Annotated in this window: 17 protein-coding genes; 6 read left to right on the top strand and 11 right to left on the bottom strand. The window is 59.1% G+C overall.

All coding sequences use genetic code 11. From position 1 onward, the window contains the following. Nucleotides 1–25 precede the first annotated feature (25 nt). The 9 genes from mutS to sppA all read right to left on the bottom strand — a co-directional run bounded on the left by mutS (nt 26) and on the right by sppA (nt 10403). Nucleotides 26–2677 (bottom strand): DNA mismatch repair protein MutS, encoded by a 2652-nt coding sequence (gene mutS / locus V6S97_RS10135; protein ID WP_233282787.1) that lies wholly within the window; start codon nt 2675–2677, stop codon nt 26–28. A gap of 191 nt (nt 2678–2868) precedes the next feature. After that, nucleotides 2869–3750 (bottom strand): GNAT family N-acetyltransferase, encoded by an 882-nt coding sequence (locus tag V6S97_RS10130; protein WP_003503769.1) that lies wholly within the window; start codon nt 3748–3750, stop codon nt 2869–2871. Nucleotides 3751–3844: 94 nt separating this feature from the next. After that, entirely contained in the window at nt 3845–6085 is a 2241-nt protein-coding gene (locus V6S97_RS10125) for a hybrid sensor histidine kinase/response regulator (protein WP_334426741.1), read from the bottom strand. Between the two features lie 55 nt (nt 6086–6140). Further along, complete coding sequence (gene lspA / locus V6S97_RS10120; RefSeq protein ID WP_003503773.1) at nt 6141–6629, bottom strand: signal peptidase II; 489 nt, start codon at nt 6627–6629, stop codon at nt 6141–6143. Continuing rightward, on the bottom strand, nt 6629–7489 hold the full coding sequence (locus V6S97_RS10115; protein ID WP_111791902.1) for a TrmH family RNA methyltransferase: 861 nt from the start codon (nt 7487–7489) through the stop codon (nt 6629–6631). Before V6S97_RS10115 ends, lspA begins: the two co-directional genes overlap by 1 nt. Then, nucleotides 7486–8619: a class I SAM-dependent methyltransferase gene (locus V6S97_RS10110; protein ID WP_334426740.1), complete on the bottom strand. Its 1134-nt coding sequence runs from the start codon at nt 8617–8619 to the stop codon at nt 7486–7488. Before V6S97_RS10110 ends, V6S97_RS10115 begins: the two co-directional genes overlap by 4 nt. A 93-nt stretch (nt 8620–8712) precedes the next feature. Beyond that, a complete protein-coding gene (locus V6S97_RS10105; RefSeq protein WP_162686221.1) occupies nt 8713–9054 on the bottom strand; it encodes a LapA family protein in 342 nt (113 codons plus the stop codon). A 66-nt stretch (nt 9055–9120) separates the two neighbouring features. Then, entirely contained in the window at nt 9121–9447 is a 327-nt protein-coding gene (locus tag V6S97_RS10100) for an integration host factor subunit beta (protein WP_219256707.1), read from the bottom strand. A gap of 2 nt (nt 9448–9449) precedes the next feature. Further along, nucleotides 9450–10403: a signal peptide peptidase SppA gene (gene sppA, locus V6S97_RS10095; RefSeq protein ID WP_087743280.1), complete on the bottom strand. Its 954-nt coding sequence runs from the start codon at nt 10401–10403 to the stop codon at nt 9450–9452. A gap of 234 nt (nt 10404–10637) precedes the next feature. Between sppA and lptC the strand changes: the two genes are divergently transcribed. From lptC to ptsN, 6 genes are all read left to right on the top strand, one after another. Continuing rightward, nucleotides 10638–11303: an LPS export ABC transporter periplasmic protein LptC gene (gene lptC, locus V6S97_RS10090; protein ID WP_003503782.1), complete on the top strand. Its 666-nt coding sequence runs from the start codon at nt 10638–10640 to the stop codon at nt 11301–11303. A 13-nt stretch (nt 11304–11316) separates the two neighbouring features. Further along, complete coding sequence (locus tag V6S97_RS10085) at nt 11317–11880, top strand: LptA/OstA family protein (RefSeq protein WP_003503784.1); 564 nt, start codon at nt 11317–11319, stop codon at nt 11878–11880. Between the two features lie 9 nt (nt 11881–11889). Continuing rightward, complete coding sequence (gene lptB / locus V6S97_RS10080) at nt 11890–12699, top strand: LPS export ABC transporter ATP-binding protein (protein WP_003503786.1); 810 nt, start codon at nt 11890–11892, stop codon at nt 12697–12699. A gap of 153 nt (nt 12700–12852) precedes the next feature. Next, nucleotides 12853–14403, top strand: coding sequence for an RNA polymerase factor sigma-54 (gene rpoN / locus V6S97_RS10075; RefSeq protein ID WP_112978329.1), 1551 nt, complete (start codon nt 12853–12855; stop codon nt 14401–14403). Between the two features lie 234 nt (nt 14404–14637). After that, a complete protein-coding gene (gene hpf, locus V6S97_RS10070; RefSeq protein WP_003503790.1) occupies nt 14638–15210 on the top strand; it encodes a ribosome hibernation-promoting factor, HPF/YfiA family in 573 nt (190 codons plus the stop codon). Nucleotides 15211–15292: 82 nt separating this feature from the next. Then, complete coding sequence (gene ptsN, locus V6S97_RS10065) at nt 15293–15754, top strand: PTS IIA-like nitrogen regulatory protein PtsN (RefSeq protein ID WP_003503792.1); 462 nt, start codon at nt 15293–15295, stop codon at nt 15752–15754. Between the two features lie 80 nt (nt 15755–15834). Here ptsN and grpE read toward each other — a convergent pair whose 3' ends face one another. Next, complete coding sequence (grpE, locus tag V6S97_RS10060; protein ID WP_003503794.1) at nt 15835–16470, bottom strand: nucleotide exchange factor GrpE; 636 nt, start codon at nt 16468–16470, stop codon at nt 15835–15837. A gap of 114 nt (nt 16471–16584) precedes the next feature. After that, complete coding sequence (gene hrcA, locus V6S97_RS10055) at nt 16585–17676, bottom strand: heat-inducible transcriptional repressor HrcA (protein ID WP_003503796.1); 1092 nt, start codon at nt 17674–17676, stop codon at nt 16585–16587. Between the last annotated feature and the right edge of the window lie 118 nt (nt 17677–17794).

Genomic DNA, 17794 nt, shown 5'->3' with positions numbered 1-17794 from the left:
AGGCGATGGACAGGCAATCTATCCCTTACGCCTTGCCAAGTTCTTTCTTCAACGCATAGAGCGCGTCCAATGCCTCTCGCGGCGTCATTTCGTCGGGGTTGAAGCCCTTCAGAGCCTCCTCCACCTTCGATGATCCGGCCTTGCGGGTTTCCTCGCGGCGAACCGCGATCTGGAACAGCGGCAGATCATCGATCAGCTGGCTGGCCGGGTTCTTGCGGTCGGCATCTTCGAGCTTCGTCAGCACCTCGCGGGCGCGCTCCACCACCGATGCCGGCAGTCCCGCAAGCCGCGCCACCTGAATACCGTAGGAACGATCCGCAGCGCCCGGCCCGACTTCGTGCAGGAAGATGACATCACCTTCCCACTCCTTCACCCGCATCGTGGCATTGGAAAGGCGGCCGAGCTTTTCCGACAGCACCGTCAGCTCGTGGAAATGGGTGGCGAAGAGGCCACGGCAACGATTGACCTCGTGCAGATGTTCCACCGCCGCCCAGGCGATCGAGAGTCCATCGAAGGTCGCCGTGCCACGGCCGATTTCATCCAGAATGACCAGCGAACGATCCGTCGCCTGATTGAGAATGGCGGCGGTCTCCACCATTTCCACCATGAAGGTCGAGCGGCCGCGCGCCAGATCGTCTGACGCACCAACGCGGGAAAACAGCCGGTCGACGACGCCGATATGGGCGGCCTCCGCCGGAACGAAGGAGCCGATCTGCGCGAGGATGGTGATCAGCGCATTCTGGCGCAGGAAGGTCGATTTACCGCCCATGTTCGGGCCGGTGAGCAGCCAGATCGCACCATTCTTGCCGCCGTTCACGGCCGACAGATCGCAATTGTTGGCGATGAACGGTCCAGCCGACTGCCGCCGTAATGCCTGCTCCACCACCGGATGACGCCCGCCCTTGATCGCGAAGGTCATGGAGGCATCGACGATCGGACGGCAATAGGCCTGTTCGGTTGCGAGATAAGCAAGGCTTGAGGCGACGTCGATAGTCGCGAGCGCGAAAGCACCGGCCTTGATCGCTTCCGCCTGCTGCACCACAGCCTCGACCATGCGCGCGAAGGCTTCCAGCTCCATGGTCAGAGCCTGCGCTGCGGCGTTGGCGATGCGGCTTTCAAGATCGGCAAGCTCGGTGGTGGTGAAGCGCATGGCGCCTGCCATGGTCTGACGGTGGATGAAGCGCGCCTTGGCCTCATCCGTCGCCATCATCACATCTGCGTTGCCGGCCGTGACCTCGATGAAGTAGCCAAGCACATTGTTGTGCTTGATCTTGAGCGACTTGATGCCGGTCTCATCGGCATATTTCAGCTGCAGCCCGGCAATCACACGGCGCGACTGGTCGCGCAGCGCCCGCACCTCATCCAGTTCGGGATTGGCACCATCGCGCAGGAAACCGCCGTCCCGCTTCAAAAGCGGCAGGTCGTCGGCCAGCATCGAGCCAAGCATGGCTTCCAGCCCACTCGGCAGCGCATTCAAATCCGCGAGCGCCGTCGCCAGCTCATCCGGCAACAATCCCTGATCGAGAATCGCGGCTATCCTTTCGGCCGAAGCCAGCCCCTGCCTGATGGCACCGAGATCGCGCGGGCCGCCGCGCTCCAGCGCAAGGCGCGAAAGCGCACGCGGCATATCCGCAACCTGTTTCAGCGCATCGCGCAGGCCATCGCTGAGCGACACGTCATCGATGAGATAGGCCACCGCATCGAGGCGGGCATTGATCTTCTCCGGATCTGTCAAGGGTGACATCAGCCGCTCGGCCAGAAGCCGTGCGCCGCCGCCCGTGACAGTACGGTTAAGCGCATGCAGCAGCGATCCGTCCCTTTCTCCTGACAGCGTCTTCACCAGTTCCAGATTGGCGCGGGTGGCGGGATCGATGAAAAGGGTGGAGGCCGCACTTTCACGCTCCGGCGCGCCAAGCGGCGGACGTTCGGCGATCTGGGTTTTTTCGACATAAGCGACGGCCGCAGCGGCAGCGGCCATTTCCACCCGCGAAAACGTGCCGAAACCATCGAGCGTCGAGACGTTGAAATAACGGGCGATGCGCCCTTCCGCAGTAGCGCTGTCGAAAAGAATCGCCGGCTGCGGCACGGCCACACGACCGAGCACATCAAACACCGGTCGCAATTCCTCGTCATGGAACAGGCTGTCGGCGACAATCAACTCCCGCGGATCAATGCGCCAGATATCGGCGAGAAGCCGGGTCAGCGTGGTTTCCGCCAGACGGAAGACGCCGGTGGAAATATCGATCCAGGCGAGTGCAAACTGCGCCTCGGCGCTGCCGCGAATACGGGCGAGCGCCATCAGATAGTTGGATTCCGTCGGCGACAGCAGTTTTTCTTCGGTCAGCGTGCCGGGGGTGACAAGCCGCACGACATCACGTTTGACCACGGATTTCGATCCGCGCTTCTTCGCCTCGGCCGGGTCTTCCACCTGTTCGCAGACGGCGACGCGATAGCCGCGCAGGATGAGCTTCTGCAGGTAGTCATCCGCCGCATGGACGGGAACGCCGCACATGGGAATATCGTGCCCCATGTGCTGGCCGCGTTTCGTCAGCGTGATGCCGAGCGAACGGGAGGCTTCGACCGCATCGTCAAAGAACAATTCGTAAAAATCGCCCATGCGGTAGAACAGCAGCGAACCGGGATTGTTCGCCTTGATCTCGATATATTGCTCCATCATCGGAGTGGCCGTCGCGCGGCTCTCTTCCGAGATCAGGGAAGCGGTTGTCAGAACGTCCGTCAATGGCCTGCCGATGTCATATCGTGTTGCGGAAAAGGAGCGCCGACACTAGCGGCAATGCCCGCCCCTGCACAACACGCACCGAACAGCTGCCCACAGGAACATCCCGAAAGGTTCCGATCAAAAACCGGTCAGCCGTTGATGCGCTCGGTCTCACCGCCATAATAGCTGATGTAGCGGCCGGCGATGGACGATACCGGCAGGACCACGAGAACGTCCGTCGTGTTGAAGGCATGGTCAACAACCGCGCCGGAGCCGAACATGGCGCCAAGACGCATATAGCCCTTGATCAGCGGCGGCATGGCGTTCAGCGCCTTGCGGGCGTTGAGCGCCTCGGCCGGCACGAGGTCCATCTCATGATAAAGCTCGGGAAGGGCGGAAGCTGCCCACTCGCCCTTGGCCACGCAATTATGATGCAGGAAGGACAAGGCAAGCGCATGGGCCTCCGGCTGCACGCCGGGGAAGGAAGCGCAGCCGATCATGGCATCCATGCGGTGTTTCACGGCATAGGCCCAGTTGCCCTGCCAAAGAAGCTCGACGGTACGCTTGGTGCGATATTCCGGCAGCACGCAGGAGCGGCCAAGCTCCATGAAGCGCTTGCCCGGATGGCGCGCAACGAGCCCGGCAATGTCGAACTCGCTTGCGGAATAGAAGCCGTTATTGGCGAGCGCCGTTTCCTGCCGCAGCAAACGATAGGTGCCGACGATCTGGTCTTCGCTGTCGCCTTCGATCGCCTTGTCGAGCACCAGCAGATGATCGCAGACGCTGTCCCAGGCATCGATGTCGCGCTTGCGGCGCATCGCATCTGCGGGAAGGCGCGCCTTCATTTCCTCGACGAAAACCCGGTAACGCACGGATTGCGCGGCATCAATTTCGCGTTCATTTCTGGCGAGCCGTGTTTCCAGCGTGCCTATACGACCGAAAAGACCCTCATTGTCCTGAGCTGTCTCGGGACGAGGACTAATGACAACATTGCTTTCACAAATGTCGTGATTGAGGATTTCGGCAACCATGGGGAATCGCTCCGCCACCAAAGAATTTTCCTGTCATAAATCACTAATTGACGACAGAATAGTGACAAAATGTCACCAGCGCGAGTCTGTCAAGTTATGATGGCAACAGGCGTTTCGCCTCGAGCAGCCGACGGATTTCCTCTACCAGCCGTCGCGGGTCGGCAGGCTTGGTCAAAACTGCGCCGGCACCGGCCTTCAGCAGGATTTCGGCGGTCGCGTCACTCGTATCTCCGCTGAGCACGATGACGGGAATATTCCTTTCCCCCTTCAGCGTATGGAGCAGGTCGGGAAGCACGTCCAGCCCCTCGCCGCCCGGCATGTTGAGATCGGAGACGATGAGGTCAGGCAAACGGGATGCGCCTGGCTCCAACGATTGCCGCAACGCCTCAAAGTTCTCGACAACACGGACGATAAAACCGGTTTTCTCCAGAACGGCGCGGACGATGCGCTGATTGACGGCATCGTCTTCGGCCACGAGTATCTCGATACCGCTCGCACCCTCCGCCACCCGCGCCGAAAATCCCACATCCGGATGGTTGTCGTTGATCGCGTCCCGTCGCTCTATGCCGCGCAGACGGCCGCACAGGACGTCGATCAGCGATTTTTCGCGCAGCGGCCGGATCAACCAGGCATCGAAGGAAACATGCATCGTCGACGGCCGTTCTTCCGGGCTGACCAGCAGCGTGCGGCGAACATTCTGTTGCGGCCAATCCTTGAGCGCGTCCCTGAACAGCGCCGAAATGCGTCGGTCGACAATGATATCGGTGAGATCATCCGCCCGGGTGGCAGACTCCTTCCGCAGCTTTTCAAGATCTTCAGGCTGGTGGATGAGAGTACATTGACCGCCGAAGGCTTCGATAGCCTCCATCGTCACCGCCGCCGCCACGCCCTTTGGCGCGATGAGCAGGACATTTGTATGCCGCAGGCAATGACGCCGTCCGGGATCCGCCATTTCGGCGGGTGCGCCGCCCGGCCGGAACATCAGTTTGAAAGTGCTGCCCTTGCCCTTTCGGCTGGAAACCGTGAGGCTGCCGCCGAATTCCCGCACGATACGGGCGGAAATCGCAAGGCCAAGACCTGTGCCTGCGCTTCGCTGCGACAGCGGGCCTGCCTGTTCGAATTCACCGAAAATACGGGCCTGCTCGGCCTGGCTCATGCCCGGACCGGTATCTTCGACAGTGATGTGCAATTCGCTGTCGACCATGCGCGCCCGGATGACGACACCGCCTTCCCGCGTGAATTTGACGGCATTGCCTAGGAGATTGAAGAGGACCTGACGCAACCTTGCCGGATCGAAATCGAGATGATCAGGCACGTCAGGCGTAACGAAGGAGGTGATTTCTATGCCTTTTTCATGGGCCCGATGGGCCAGCATCTCAACGATGCTCTCGATCATCCGCCGCAGGTTTTCCGCGCGCGGATTGAGCCTGAAGCGACCCGCTTCCATCGTCGAATAATCCAGCAGATCCTCGACAAGCTGCACCAGCGACTGGCCGGACTGCTTCATGCCATCGAGATAATTGCGCTGCTCCTCATTGAGCTTCGTCTGCGACAGAAGATGGTTCATGCCGAGCATGCCGGAAAGCGGCAGGCGGATTTCGTGGCTTACGGTGGCAAGCAGCCTTGCTTTTTCGGCATCGGCCTTTTCGGCCCGCAACCGGGCATCTTCCCGCTCACCGAGCGCAAGCCGCTCTTCGGTCACATCTCTGGCGATACTGCTGATGAGAAGCCGGCTGCTTGCCAGATCGCGGGTCACGACATCATGCCAGGAAAAGATGCGCTGACCGAACGGGGTCGCGATCTCGACATCATAGGCATGGACCTTGTCACCCGGGCGGAAAGCGATGCCGATTTCCTCGCAGCTCAGCCCTTCGGGGGCCGCACAGCCGGTCATTTCACGAAAGACGCGGTTCGCCTCAACGATGCGCCGGTTCATGTCGCGGATCACGACGATATCGCCCATGAATTCCTGCATTTCGGCAATCAGCGAGCGGTTTTGCGTTTGCCGCAGCCGGAGATCGGAATCTGCAACCAGTGCGCCGGGATACCGGGAGGATTCGCCGGAGAGCGCGTAGAGCAGGACACCGACCAGCACTGCGCCAAAGAAGGTTGCCAGCGCGACGGTAACCGCATAGGGCACCGCAAGCGCGATCAGGGCTGCGGAAAAAGCCCCAACTGATAGTGAAACGGCGACATAAAGCGCAATCGATCTGGCATCGGTCGCATGTTCTTCATCCGCATGGCGCGTTGTCGTATCGACACGATCCGCCGGCTGCGCCGCCGTGGCGGCCAGGCCATCTGAAACTTTCTGTCGAAGTCTTGCCAGTTCGCTCATAGGCAACCGCTACCACGGCAGCGGTTTTGATATGTTTGGCTGAAACCTTAAAATTTTACTTTTTAGCCGCCCGGGCGTGCAAAAACTCGTCGAGAATGACGCAGGCTGCGCCGATGGTTATGAAACTGTCGGCCAGATTGAAAACCGCGAAGGACCATGTCTGCGTGTAAAACAGGATATAGTCGATGACGTGACCGTAGAAAAAGCGGTCGAGAAGATTGCCGGCAGCACCTGCGATGATGAAGGCGAAACCGAGATGGGCAAAGGTGCGGTCCGCCGCCGTCTTGCGCCACAGCCACAGAACGAAGACCACGATGACGAGTCGCATGCTGACGATGAACCAGCCGTGCATATCCTCCAGCATCGAAAAGGCCACGCCGAGATTGTAGGTGCGGTACAGCGCCAGGAACGGAGCAACCGGAACCATTTCCTGCAGCGGCAGATAGGCTTCGACCAGCTGCTTGACGATCTGGTCCAGCACCAGTGCGGCAACGATCAGCGCAAAGGCCGGACCGAATTTCGAGAACAATGCCGCTTTGGCCATTACGTCACCGGTGCAAGTTCGAGGAGATGTCGCCGTGCTTCAAACAGCATGACGGCGGTTGCGATGGCGAGATTGAGGCTGTCGGCGCGGCCCTGTTGGGGGATGCGCGCCAGCTGGTCGGCCTTCCCGGCGAGTTCCGGCGGCAGGCCGGATTGTTCGTTGCCCATTAAGATCACGACCGGCTTGCCGGCATAATCGATCTTTCGATAATCAACCGAACCCGCCAGATGGGTGGCGACGACGCTGACCTGCGCCGATTTTTTCCAGGACAGGAATTCTTCGACCGAAGCGCGGACAACGGGCGTGGCGAAGACCGAACCCATGGTGGCGCGCACCGTTTCCAGCGAAAACGGATCCGTGCAATCACCCACGAGAATGACGCCTGAAGCGCCCGCCGCATCCGCCGTGCGGATAATGGTGCCGAGATTGCCGGGATCACGCACCCGGTCGAGCGCGATATAGGTCTCGCCCTTTTCCGGGCGGATATCCTTCAGCGGCTTCCATTTCTGTTCGAAAATGCCGACAACCATCTGCGGATTATCGCGGCGGGTGATAGAGGCGATGACCTTTTCGCTGACTTCGAGCACCAGCCCGCCCGTGGCGACCGTCTTCACCGCCGCCTGCTCCACCAGCGGCTTGCCCTTGGCGGCCTTGGCATAAACCAGCGTCTTGATCGTCCAGCCGAGTTCGAGCGCGTCGATGACCAGCTTCAGGCCTTCAGCCATGAAGGTGCCGGTCTCTTCCCTGCCCTTTTTCTGGGTGAGCGCCTTGATATCCTTGATGATGGGATTGGCAAGGCTGGTCACTTCCTTGACCTGACCAACCCGGCGCGCGGTGTTTTCACGCATATCCTTCATCATTTCGGCTCCCAGCGGCTGAACAGCGATGTGGAAAGCACGCGGCCCGGCGTCTTGCCGTCGAGCCCGGCTTCACGAATGACAAGCTCGCCTGACGCGACGACGCCACCGGCGCCACGCATGGTTTCGCGCATCAGTTCATGCATCGAATAGAAGCTCGCCCGGATCGAATAGGCCGTCAGCACAAGGCCGAGCGCCTTGGGCGAGAGGATTTCGCGGCAGATATCCAGCATCAGCGGCAGATGGTCGAACAATTGCCAGACTTCACCATGGGTGCCGCGGCCGAATTTCGGCGGGTCGGTGAGGATGATATCGTAGTTGTTGCCGCGGCGCTCCTCACGCTGGATGAACTTCATGGCGTCTTCGCAAATCCAGCGGATGGGCGCCTGTTCAAGCCGCGCAAGCGCCTGATTTTCCTTGGCCCAGCCGATCGCCTTCTTGGAGGCGTCAATATGGGTGACTTCAGCACCCGCAGCCGCCGCGACCAGCGAGGCGACACCGGTATAACCGAAGAGGTTCAGCACTTTCAGCGGACGGTCGGCCGTTTCGATGGCATGTTTCAGCCATTCCCAATGCACGATCTGTTCGGGAAAGACGCCAACATGCCGGAAGGCCGTGAAGCGGCCGAGAAATTCGACCCCGAGCAAGGACAGCGGCCATGTCTCCCCGAGCGCTTCCTTCGGAAAGCGCCAGCGGCCCATGCCGTCCTCATCGGTATCGCCGGTAAAGACGGCATCGGCATTCTGCCATACGCGGTCGGGGATCGAAGGCTTCCAGAGAGCCTGCGCTTCGGGACGGACGATGCGGTAATCGCCATATTGTTCAAGCTTCAGGCCGTTGCCGCTATCGATCAGATGAAAATCACCCGCGCCGCTCGATTCCAGAATGACCGGAACCTGTTCCGCGGGAAGCGCCCCGGTGCGCTGCATAAGTGCGCGCGCAGGGACCTGTTCGACGGCGGTCGCTACGACGGGTTTTTCCTTCGGCGCGGCCTTCTGCACGCTGCGCACGGCATCCGGCTCGCGCTTTTTCGGCGCGGCATCCGCGCGACGCGCCGGCTTTGCGGCATGAACCTGTTTTTTCTCGTTCCCGGCTCGCACACGATTGCCCGGCCGGCTGTCTTTTTTCTTCAATGGAAATCTTTCCGCTTTTGCCCGCGTCTTATTGCGCCAGCAAATAGCATTCCACGCGCCGCTCGCCTAGAGCCGGAACGAATGTCGGCGCCATCACTTTGCCGGGAGTTGTCCCGCATGTGGAAGCTGTCCGGCGGCGGCCGCCTTCTGGCGGTTCGCCTCATCATGCCAGCGCACAGCCTCCTTGGCTTCGATACGGGCACGCTTGCGATGTTTGCCCTGCGCAAACCAGGTGGCCGCCGATCCCAGCAGCACGCCGAAAATCACCGCCAGGAACAGGAAGACGAAAAACGGCGCGGTGAAGGAAAGAACGCCGTCTTCCGGCCGGAACGGATTAAGCGCCAGCGTCACGGACTGGCGGTTGGCCACGCACAGAATGACGAGGATGACCGCCAGCGGAAGCAGGATGATGAGATTGATGATTTTTTTCGACATCCGACAATACTCCATCACAGCGGGCGTTCCACCGGCTCCTTTTCAGTCGCCAGGCGGCAGGGACGATCAATCGTCCTCTTCGTCGCCCATACCGGGGTTCAGGCGCTCACGCAGTTCCTTGCCCGTCTTGAAGAAAGGCACCCATTTTTCCTCGACGAAAACCGACTCACCCGTGCGCGGGTTCCGGCCGGAACGCGAAGGACGGTTTTTGACCGAAAATGCGCCGAAACCACGAAGCTCAACACGATTTCCTGCCGCCAGGGCATCGGTGATTTCATCCAGCACCGCATTGACGATGTTTTCCACGTCACGGTGATAAAGGTGCGGGTTACGCGCAGCAACGATCTGCACCAGTTCAGACTTGATCACGGTTGCCCCCTGAAAGAATTGGATTTTTAACGCGGCTCAACCTGCCAAACGGAAACAAGACCGTCAAGAAACAACTTGTCCGCACCGAGCTGGCCGGGGCCTGCGAAGGGAATTAAATCGTCATATCCCAGAAACTTCGCTATTTGCGCAACACTGAAAAGCGAAAAAGGCGAACGGGACGACGGCGCGCGCCATTCGACGATCGGCAAATCCTTGGCAACACCGCGTGTTTCGAAATAGCTGCGAACTTCCTTTTCGCCGCCCAGCGTATCAACCAGCTTGTTGGCGAGCGCCTGCCTGCCAGTGAAAATCGATCCATCCGCCAGTTTCAGCACGTCTTCGCGCGGCAGCTTGCGGCGATCGGCCACAAGGTCGACAAACCAGCCATAGCTGTCCATCACCATGGCGCGGATCATCGACTTTGCCTCTTCCGGCGCCTCGTGGAACGGCGAAGGCTCCGCCTTCATCGGCGACGACTTGATTTCCTGCAACGAAACGCCGAGCTTTTCCATCAGCTGGCCAAGCTGGGGATACTGGAAGATCACGCCGATCGAGCCGGTGATCGAGGTTTCGCCGGCAACGATGACATCACCCGCGGACGCGATCATGTAACCTGCGGAAGCGGCGAGCGTGCGCACATCCGAGACAACCGGCTTCTTTTCCGCCACGCCTCGAATGGCCTTGAAGATGCGCTCACCGCCATAGGTGGTGCCGCCTGGCGAGGAAATCGACACGATCAACCCTTTGACATTGTCGCTCTTGGCGATCTTGTCGAGCCGCTCGAGAAGTTCGGTATTGTCGGTGATCAGGCCGGAGACCTCCACGCGGGCAATATGGGGCTTCGCACTTTGCTGCGGTCCATCCCATAAAAACCGGTAAAGACCGAAAGCGCCGGCGACGAGCAGGAGAACGGCGGCAATCCGCCAGAAAGTCAGCTTGCGGCGCAACCGCCTGCGATCCGCTATCGCCATATTGTCCATAGAAACCTCTGTCATGCGCTTTTGCGTTTCAGGCCATATGGTTCTTCTAACGCGAAGCCGCAAGGAAACAATAAGGAAACCAGAATTACGATAAAATTCGCATTTCCCTTGCACCTCTCCAGACAAAAACCATATTGGCAGGACAAAGCACTCATGCCAAAGACATTTAGATAGAGACACAAGCTTCGATTGTGCGCCAGAATGGCGCCGGGGAAGCATTCCGGACCCACTCTTATGCTCGAAAGACTCCGCGAACCCGCGCCAGCATTCTCGCTGCCCAATGACCAGAACGGTGCCTATGACACCGCGCTGAGGCATTCTGCGCGCGTGAAACGGCTGAAAATCATTCTGCCGCTCGGCGCAGCCATCGTTTCGCTCGCCTTCATCGCCGTCTCGGTTATCCGAACCTGGGCGCCCGATGAGGTCTCGCTTGAGAGCGCGCGAATTGAAGACGGCAAGATCGTGATGGAAAAACCTGCCGTTGCGGGCCGCAACGAGAAGGGGATCGATTATTCCATGAACGCCGACCGTGCGTTGCAGGACATCGCCAACCCCAACCTGATGACGCTTGAGAAGGTTCTGGCCGCAGTGCCGGTGAATGACGGTATCGCCCAGGTGATCGCCCATGAAGGCATTTTTGACCGGGCCACCAACAAGCTGAAGATGACCGCCCCTTTTGACATCAATCTCAGCAATGGCATACAAGCGAAGTTCCAGTCTGCGGATGTCGATCTGAAGGCCGGGAAAATGAGCAGCCAGGAGCCGGTTTCGATCAAAACAAACGACGGCTCGATTGTTGCGCAATCGATTGACATCGCCGATAATGGCAAGACAATTACATTTTCGGGGCAGGTACGGGCACGTATCGCTGCATCCAATATCAAGAATGAAGGCAAGTGAGAGCCCGGTCCAGATGATGCAAATTTCCCGTCCCGTTTCCCTTGGCAAATCCGCCGGCCTCGCAGCCGCAGGTCTTGTTTTTTCGTGTCTTGCAACTGTGGCTTTCGCCCAGAACACCACCAGCAACATGCAGGGCGTCAAGCTCTCCGGCGACCAGCCGATCGCAATTGAAAGCGATCAGCTCGAGATTCGCGATCAGGAGCGCAAGGCCTATTTCACCGGCAATGTGAAGGTGGTGCAGGGAACGACCACCCTTCAGGCCGGCAAGATGACGGTGAACTACAAGGGCGAGGGTTCATCGCTCACCAGCGGCGACGCCAATATCGAAAAAATCTTCGTCGACAATAATGTCTATCTGACGTCCGAGACCCAGAAGGCGACGGCCGATCACGGCGAATTCGACATGGCGGCGCAGACCTTCATCCTCACGGGCAAGCAGGTCGTGCTGTCCGAGGGCACGAATGTCTTCACCGGCTGCAAGCTGACCGTCCTGATGAATACGGGACAGGCCAAGCTCGAAAGCTGCGGCGGCCCTGTTCGGATCATGCTTGATCCGAAATCCCAGAAAAAACAGTAGTCTTTCCTCGTGAAGATACCCTCGATCTCAAAGATATTCGGCGGCGGACGCAGCCGATCCGCGGACGCGGTCCCACCGGCGGACAAGACCCCCTATCAGGGCACGCTGATCGCGCATGGCCTGACGAAGACCTATAATACGCGTCGTGTCGTCAACGGCGTTTCGCTGGTCGTGCGCCGTGGCGAGGCCGTGGGACTGCTCGGCCCGAACGGCGCCGGAAAGACCACCTGTTTTTACATGATCACGGGCCTGGTACCCGTCGATACCGGCAAGATCGCCATCAACGGCAATGATGTCACCACCATGCCGATGTATCGTCGCGCCCGTCTCGGCGTCGGTTATCTGCCGCAGGAAGCATCGATTTTCCGCGGCCTCACGGTTGAGGAAAACATCCGCGCCGTGCTGGAAGTGCATGAGCCGGACGCAGCCAAGCGCAACCACAAGCTTGATGAGCTGCTGGAAGAATTTCACATCGCGCAGTTGCGCAAATCCCCTGCCGTGGCGCTTTCGGGCGGCGAGCGGCGGCGTCTGGAAATCGCGCGCGCTCTTGCGACCGATCCGACTTTCATGCTGCTCGACGAACCTTTCGCGGGCGTTGATCCGATTTCTGTCAGCGATATCCAGAATCTGGTGAGACACCTGACAGCGCGCGGCATCGGCGTTCTCGTGACCGACCACAACGTCCGTGAAACGCTCGGTCTCATCGACCGCGCCTACATCATCCATGCCGGCGAGGTTCTGACGCATGGGCGTCCAGACGATATCGTCAACAATCCGGATGTACGCCGTCTCTATCTCGGCAACAATTTTAGCCTTTGAACGCCTGGGCGCGAAAGATTCTTCATCGCGCCCCGCCCTGACGCTTGACCAAACAAAATAAAAAAGCAATTTTTGGGCCAAGTTCCATCGCCTCCGCAAAATTTATGAAAACTGTGGCCATGGAGAAGCTGTAAGGGGAGTTTCGCGTCCGCCATGGCATTGTCTGCCAGCCTTTTGCTGCGTCAAAACCAGTCTCTTGTAATGACACCGCAACTGATGCAGTCCATCCAGCTGCTTCAGATGACGCATTTCGAGCTGACGCAGTTCATCGCGCAGGAGGTGGAGCGCAATCCATTGCTGGAAATTGCGGCAAACGATGGCGATTTGAGCAGCGATGCCCCGGTAGAGGCGGAGAGTTTCGGCGACGCGGACAGCGAAGGCTCGGAGAGATCCGCCACGGTGACATCAGACAGTGACGACTGGTATGGCGATCGCGCCGCAAATCTCGGCGAGCAACTGGATACCAGCTTCGAAAACGTCTTTCCCGACGATGCGGAGCCCAGAAAAGCCGATGCGCCCGAACTGGCCGGCCAATGGAAATCCATGCCCGGCCAGGAGTCCGGGGAAAGTTATGACCTCGATGATTTCGTCGCGGCCAGACAGAGCCTCGGCGACCACCTTAATCAGCAATTGCCGCTCGCCATATCAGCCGCCGAGGACCGGATGATCGCCGATGCACTGATCGGTCAGCTCGATGAGACCGGCTATATTGCGGCGGATGCCGTCGATGATGTCGCTGAACGACTGGGAGCGGCGCCGTCGGCGGTAGAGCACGTCCTGAAGACTCTCCAGGGCTTCGACCCACCGGGTATATTTTCCCGTTCCCTGAGCGAATGTCTGGCGATCCAGCTGGCCCAGAAGGATCGGCTAGACCCGGCCATGCGGGCTTTCGTCGATAATCTGGAACTTCTGGCGAAACGCGACTTCGCCTCCTTGAAAAAAATCTGCGGCGTCGATGAGGAAGACCTGCTCGATATGCTGGCGGAAATCCGCACGCTCAACCCTCGCCCCGGCGCAGGTTACGACTCGATGGTTTCGGAGACCATCGTTCCAGATATTATCGTTCGCCCCTCCTCCACCGGTGGCTGGCTGGTGGAAATCAATCCCGAGACCCTGCCGCGCGTGCTCATCAACCAGAGTTACTTTGCCGAGGTATCGAAACATAAGGCGCGTGCGGGCGAGGATCAGGATTTTCTGGCCGAATGTATGCAGACGGCCCATTGGCTGACCCGCAGCCTCGACCAGCGCGCCCGGACAATCATGAAAGTGGCGACGGAAATCGTTCGCCAGCAGGATGCCTTCCTCGTCAATGGTGTCGACCAACTGCGCCCGCTGAACCTCAAGACGGTGGCCGACGCCATCAAGATGCACGAATCCACCGTCAGCCGGGTGACGTCCAAAAAATACATGCTGACGCCACGCGGTCTGTTTGAGCTCAAATATTTCTTCAGCGTCTCAATCAGCGCCGTGGAAGGCGGAGACAGCCATTCGGCGGAAGCGGTGCGTCACCGCATCAAGGCCATGATCGCGCAGGAGGCCGCCGAGGCAGTCCTTTCCGACGACGACATCGTCGACAATCTGAAAAAGAGCGGCATCGATATCGCCCGCCGCACGGTCGCCAAATATCGCGAGGCGATGAACATCCCCTCCTCCGTGCAGAGGCGCCGGGAAAAGAAGGCGCAGGCCAAGCTTTCCGCCTTCTGAGCAACGAGCCCGTTCACGTTTGGGGCGGTTTTTTGCCGCACCATTGACTCTTGCCACGCCAGGGGCTAGAAGCCCGCCGCACACGTAAGCAAGGTCATTTGTAACGGATTCATCTCCACCGTCCATGGGCGTAAAATTCAAATGGAGGCTTTTTAAGGTCTTCGAAACGCTTGGATGCGCGCGCGGCTTGACGTAAGCTGGTACTCGCAAATCACTACAAAAAGGAAAATTTCCATGAGTGTGCGTGTATCTGGTAAACATATGGAGATCGGTGAATCTTTCCGTCAGCGGATCGAGGACAATATAGGTCTGGCAGTTACCAAATACTTCGATGGGGGGTATTCAGGCCAAGTGACCGTGGAGAAGTCCGGATCGCGTTTTGCCGCCGACTGCAAGCTGCATCTCGATACGGGCGTTGTATTGCATGCGGCGGGTCAGGCAAATGATCCGCAAGCCAGCTTCGACGCCGCCGCCGAGCGGATCGAGAAGCGCCTGCGTCGCTACAAGCGCAAGCTGAAGGACCACCACAGTGGTTTGAATGGCGTGTCGCAGGAAATCGCCTATACGGTGATGGATGCTGTTCCCGATGAGGACCACGAGGTTCCTGAAGATTACGCACCCACCATTGTGGCGGAGAGTTCGAAACAGATTAAGACCATGTCAGTCGCCAGCGCCGTGATGGCGCTCGACATGACCGACGAACCGGTTCTGCTCTTCCGCAGCCCCGGCAAAGAATATCTCAACATCGTTTATCGGCGTCATGACGGCAATATTGGCTGGATCGACGCGGAAACGATCAAGAGCTGAACAGTCTGACAAGACGTGGGAGGCAGAGCGCGAAAATGCATCTGCCTCCTGCATCGTCTCGATGGCATGAAGGAAAAAGAGAATGGCGTTGGCAGATTTGCTGCAACAAGATGCGATTATTCCCGCCCTCAAGGTGAATTCCAAAAAGCAATTGCTTCAGGAGCTGGCTGCAAAGGCAGCCAGAATTACCGGAGTCTCGGAACGGGAAGTTTTCGACGTCATCCTCCAGCGCGAGAAGCTCGGCTCCACCGGTGTGGGCCACGGCATTGCCATTCCGCATGGCAAGCTCAACAGTATTCACCAGATCACCGGCGTTTTCGCACGCCTTGAAACGCCGGTCGATTTCGAAGCGCTGGACGACCAGCCGGTCGATCTGGTTTTCCTGCTGCTTGCGCCGGAGGGCGCCGGCGCGGATCATCTGAAGGCTTTATCCAGAATTGCACGCGCCCTGCGCGACCCTGAGCTGGTGGCCAAGCTGCGTGCGACCGATTCCGACACAGCAATCTACGCCTTCCTCAATCAGGAACAGGCGACGGCGGCTTGATCGCAACCCGCCCCCTCAGTTTAACGGCAATAAAAAACGCGCCCTGAAGGCGCGTTTTTTATGACGTAAAGACAGATGCCTTACGCGTCTTTTTCATTGAGAGACGAGGTGCCCGGCTCGGCAGAGGCGGCTGTCTCCACCTTCGGGCCACCCTTGGCGACACCGACCATGGCGGGGCGCAGCACGCGATCGCCGATGGTGAAACCAGCCTGGACCACCTGCAGCACCGTATTGTTCGGAACCGCCGTATTCGGAATTTCGAACATGGCCTGATGGAAATTCGGGTCGAACTTCTGGCCCTCGGCATCGATCTTCTTCACGCCGTGGCGTTCCAGCGTCGACAGCATCGAACGTTCCGTCATCTCGACGCCTTCGATGAGGCCGTTGAGACCGGCTTCACCATTGGTCTTGAGCTCATCGGGAATGGCTTCGAGCGCACGGCGAAGATTATCGGAAACGGCGAGCATATCGCGTGCAAAACCGGCCAGGGAATAGGCCTTGGCATCCTTGACATCGCGTTCGGTGCGACGGCGAAGATTGTCCATCTCGGCCGCAAGTCGCAGGAATTTATCGCGCAGATCGGCGTTCTCAGCCTTGAGCAGCTCGACCGGATCGGGTTCTGCCGTTTCGGCCTGTTCTTCACCTGCCTGGGCAAGATCGACAAAATCTTCCGCGACGTCCGCGTCAGGTCCGGGCTTTTTTGTATCGTCGGTCATGACGTTCTCCAGATTTGAATATTGTTGGTTGCGCCCGATATCGAGCTTTGACGGGCAAAAATCAAGGCTTGCGGCGAAAAGCTTGCCGCATTCTCTGACCTTTGCGGGCTTGCCCTATCTTTGCTTGCGGGAAAGGCGCGCCATGATCTGCGCGGTATAATCCACCATTGGCACGATACGGGCATAATTCAGCCTGGTGGGGCCGATAACGCCGACCGCACCCACCACGCGGTTGTCCTCATCGCGATAGGGCGCGACGATCAGAGAAGAACCGGAGAGCGAAAACAGCTTGTTTTCAGAGCCGATGAAAATCCTGACCCCGGAGCCGCTTTCCGCGAGGTTGAGAATTTCGATGAGGTTTTCCTTGCGCTCCAGATCATCGAACAGCAGGCGCACCCGATCGATATCTTCTTCACCGGCGAGACCCTCCAGCAGGTTGGAGCGTCCGCGAACGATGAGGCGGCCAAGCTTGCCCTCCTCGTTATCACCCGCCCAGACGGCCAGACCGCGCTCGATGAGATCCTGCGCCAGCGTGCCGAGTTCCGATTGCAGTTCCGCCTGCTGCTTCTGGAACTGTGTCCGCAATTCCTGCAGCGTCTGGCCGGACAGATGGGCATTGATGAAATTCGCCGCCTCGATCAATTGCGATGACGAAATGCCGGCGGGCAATTCAATGATGCGGTTTTCGACCTGATTGTGATCGCCGACCAGCACGGCGAGCGCCTTGGTGGGCTCCAGCCTTATGAATTCCACATGTTTGAGGATGACATCATTCTTGGCGGTCAGCACCAGGCCGGCGCCGCGCGACATGCCTGACAGCATGCGGCTTGCCTCGGTCAACAACCCTTCCAACGACTGCTCGTGGCCGGCGACCGGCCCGATCTGACGGTCGATATTCGCCCTTTCTTCCGCGGGCAGATCACCCACCTGCATGAAGGCGTCGACGAAAAAGCGCAGCCCCGTCTGGGTGGGCAGGCGCCCGGCGCTGATATGCGGCGAATAGATGAGGCCGAGTTCCTCAAGATCGCTCATGACATTGCGGACGGAGGCGGGCGAAAGCGACATCGGCAACAGCCGCGACAGGCTGCGGGATCCGAGCGGCTCACCCGTATCGAGATAGCCTTCAACGATGCGCCGGAAAATTTCCCGAGACCGTTCATCCAGCAATGATGCCTGATCTTTTGATAGCGGTGCGGAAAAACCCATTTCGTCCGTTCTTTGTCGTTCAAACCAGCTCGCATCAATATAATGCGTTGCAACGCCGCGGCAAAATGGAAATTGGCTTTGCAAAAGCCCGGAGCGCGCCTTAGAAGGCAGGGACCAA

The sequence above is a fragment of the Agrobacterium sp. CCNWLW155 genome (assembly GCF_036888815.1).
Taxonomy (GTDB): domain Bacteria; phylum Pseudomonadota; class Alphaproteobacteria; order Rhizobiales; family Rhizobiaceae; genus Agrobacterium; species Agrobacterium radiobacter.
The sequence above is the reverse complement of the archived record's forward strand: the minus strand, read 5'-3'. Positions and strand labels throughout refer to the sequence as shown.